Below are 3171 nucleotides of genomic sequence, written 5' to 3' on the forward strand. Positions count from 1 at the left end.
CCGTGTGACATAGTAAGTACCGCCTACGTATTCTCGTTCAAGTACGTAAACACCAGTACCTGCTAAGCCAATCACTACGACAATCTCAGCAGCAAGTTTAATTGCTTCCGTGGAATTATCTAAGTGAATCTTGCTTGCCAATATTCCGCTGATATTAGCCAATGACAAACGTGACTTAGATGTAAGTACCTCTACAAACAAGTTCTGAACAATGTTTCCAATGTCCATTGTCAGTAAGGTATCTTTGCGAATTTGTTTAGCTGGATACTCTGCAGGCTTGTGTGCCCATTCTTCGACTGCTTTGCAGCTATCTGCAATTAAGTCCATGCCGTAGTCATCACTTGTGAAGTCATCCACTACTGCATCAAACGCTTGTTTGACTGAGTATGCTTGCTCCAGTTCCTCTTGCGAATATACAAGGGATTCATCTATCGACATTTGTAAAACTCCTATTGTGTGTGGTTAAGTCAGCTAATTAAGACCTGTCTGATAAGACTTCTTTTAGCTTGTTTTGCTCTGCACGCTTAGCAGCGTAGTTTGCGATATATTCAAACGCAGGTAGCAAAGTATCTCGCACTTCTTGGTCTGATAACTCAGTTAGTGCCATACGTATGCATACAGGCGCATCATTGCCAAAGCAAGTAAATGTGCGTTTTATGCAGTACTCTATTTTCTCGTACTCCTTCTTGATAATATTGCTTAAGGCAATGTCACCTGACCAACCTGTTAAATCTGGTTTAAGCACAATTACAATACCGGTTTTAATGTGTGTTAGATTAAAGAACCTGACACCAAACACCCTATCCATAGATGGATCAAACTGCTCTGTCAAAGCATCTGGCGTATACACCAATACGTCCTTCTTGTAGCTTATTGCCATCTACAGTGCTCCTAATGTATGTTTAAGAACAGCTAACTCAGTCTTCTTGTCTAGGTGGTGTAAGAACCGTTTAATGCGCTGATCTAGCCTATGTGCAGATGTCTTGAATCCTATGACTAGAATCAAGTGCTTTATTCCCTTTAGCGCCACATCTTGGGCAAGTACTTCTGCTGTGTCTTCATCTTGCGGTTTACTGCCTAGCGTGATCTTGCGTGCGCCTCTCACACTGTTAGTCAGCATACCGCCTACCATAACTACTACCGTAACTTCTAAATTACTGAGTGTTACTAGGTGAGGAACGCCAATGTCATCGAATGATTCAACAGGTATTGCGTGGCTAGGGTTTTTACCGAGTCTAATTGATATATCCACTTAACTCTCTCCTAACATTTGTTTGAAGATTTCGGCTTCTAGACTACTCGCTAAGTCGTATAAGAACTGCCTTAGCTTGGCTAATTCAGGCTCCGTGAATGCGCTTATTACGATGTTTATCTTAAACCGATAAGTATGCCTGTTAGACATTAGCTTCTTTGCGTAATTGGATATCTTTGTCTTATCACATGCGATGTGGTTTAAGATCAGAGGAACCCTAAAGAAACTAGATTCGTGTACATACGCAACTGTACCTACGCGAATCAGTAGCTGAATGTCTCCGATGTCCACGTGGTATACAGAGTTATCGTCCGCAAATTCGCATACCTCAGCGTGCTTTATGTCTCCTTTAACTACAGTGAGTGTCTTTATTATCATGCCTAAACTCCTTTGAGTGTTCTCTTGTAGTTGGCTACTTCGATCATCTTAATTAGTTTGGATGCAACTTCTAAAGCAGTTTCCACACACTTATCGTTATGCGGATTCACACGTAATGTGACTGCCTTTATCGTTGGACCGTAACATTCATTAAAAGCACTGTTAGCTATCCACGAAGCTAGGTCATCGTGGAAATCCCTAACTGGCTGTAGGTTTCTGATTACGTTGCCTCTTGTAGATGTCAATGAGGCATCAATCTCAACTGTTACGTTATCGTCAAGTACAATGTACTTACCGTTTATCCATAACAGTTCCTGTACTGTATTTACATCAATCATCTAGTTACCTCCAAGCATTCGTTTAGCACTTTCTAGTTCCATTACCTTTAGGACTATGTGTGCAAACTTGTGCATTAGTTTTTTGTGGTTGGGATGTCTGTACATGAAGAATACGTATTCTTCGTCGAATAGATGTTCCATGTAGCCATTGGCAATAAAGCCTACGAATAATTCCCTGACTGCTTGTTTGCCCGAGCCATCTGACTGCTTTAGAGCTGTATAATTTTGATGAGACATTACAATTCTAAGCGGTACTTTATATGTTTCAGGAACTACGTAGTAGCTAAAACCAGATGCTTCATATCGCACATAGCTATCTATGATCTCTTGTTTGCTAATGCTCATACCTACCTCAACAAATTCTTGAACCGTAACTGCTCTGCTTTCTTAAACAGCAGCTCAGCAAATTTAATTGCAGTAGCCTCACTAAACATAGCTGGATATCCGATGGTTAATGCGGGAGTCCGCTCATCAAAAAGCAGGCTCATAGGCAAGTTGAACTTTATCCGTGAATCTATGTACTCGCCTACTTTATCCAGCTCTCCTTTGCATATCTGCTCTGCTATCCGCACAGGAATGTGAACATCACTAAACAGCTCAGAGCTGTCAGGTGCTACACGGTATGACTTACCGTGTGAAAGTCTTAACATCGGTCTTTCGTTTGTGTGTTCAGGTTTCCAAGTCATGGTTAATCTCCTCTAAGTAAATATACAAATCTGAACTGCTCCAATTTCTTTAAGTAGAGTTGAGCAAACTGATCAATTGTTTCTTTGTGCTCATCGACACGGTATCCGAACCGTATGACCGATTCAGGATTCAAGTGTCTTTCTTTGGCTTCCGTGCTCATTACGTCTAGTACGTATTGCACCCATTCGCTCACATCCTCGCCGTAACCAAGTAGCAGCTTTTCATGGATGTCAGTTGGCATGAGTACGTCAACAGAAAACCCTGACACGTAAGGTATAATTCGATAGACCGAGCCGTGAGCATATTGCTTAGGGTAGTCAGTAATTTGATATATCACGGCTCATTCCTTTTAATAAGTTTCGTAGAATTTATCTAACGTTAAATCAGTTAATCCGCCAATGTTTACAACAGGTACTAGGTTAGTGTCTGCAATGTAGATTGCTTCTTGCGAGTAACCTTCATACTGTCCTTCTGCAGTGCATGTTAGAAGTAAATTGACTGGATCAATTGCGTCCT

The 3171-nt window shown here is 41.2% G+C and carries 7 protein-coding genes; all 7 read right to left on the minus strand.

The genetic code is table 11. The features are described 5' to 3' along the window. Window positions 1-438: hypothetical protein (locus tag Q1W15_RS23810; RefSeq protein ID WP_300733593.1), on the minus strand; the 438-nt coding region annotated here is incomplete at its 3' end. Between the two features lie 37 nt (window positions 439-475). After that, complete coding sequence (locus Q1W15_RS23815) at window positions 476-880, minus strand: hypothetical protein (RefSeq protein ID WP_300733594.1); 405 nt, start codon at window positions 878-880, stop codon at window positions 476-478. Beyond that, window positions 881-1252, minus strand: coding sequence for a hypothetical protein (locus Q1W15_RS23820; protein WP_300733596.1), 372 nt, complete (start codon window positions 1250-1252; stop codon window positions 881-883). Between the two features lie 380 nt (window positions 1253-1632). Continuing rightward, complete coding sequence (locus tag Q1W15_RS23825) at window positions 1633-1968, minus strand: hypothetical protein (protein ID WP_300733598.1); 336 nt, start codon at window positions 1966-1968, stop codon at window positions 1633-1635. Continuing rightward, window positions 1969-2313: a hypothetical protein gene (locus Q1W15_RS23830; protein WP_300733599.1), complete on the minus strand. Its 345-nt coding sequence runs from the start codon at window positions 2311-2313 to the stop codon at window positions 1969-1971. A gap of 2 nt (window positions 2314-2315) precedes the next feature. After that, window positions 2316-2654 (minus strand): hypothetical protein, encoded by a 339-nt coding sequence (locus tag Q1W15_RS23835; protein WP_300733601.1) that lies wholly within the window; start codon window positions 2652-2654, stop codon window positions 2316-2318. 2 nt (window positions 2655-2656) lie between these two features. Beyond that, window positions 2657-2992 (minus strand): hypothetical protein, encoded by a 336-nt coding sequence (locus Q1W15_RS23840; RefSeq protein ID WP_300733603.1) that lies wholly within the window; start codon window positions 2990-2992, stop codon window positions 2657-2659. Between the last annotated feature and the right edge of the window lie 179 nt (window positions 2993-3171).

It is taken from the genome of Pseudomonas sp. (assembly GCF_030150285.1).
Classification (GTDB): domain Bacteria; phylum Pseudomonadota; class Gammaproteobacteria; order Pseudomonadales; family Pseudomonadaceae; genus Aquipseudomonas.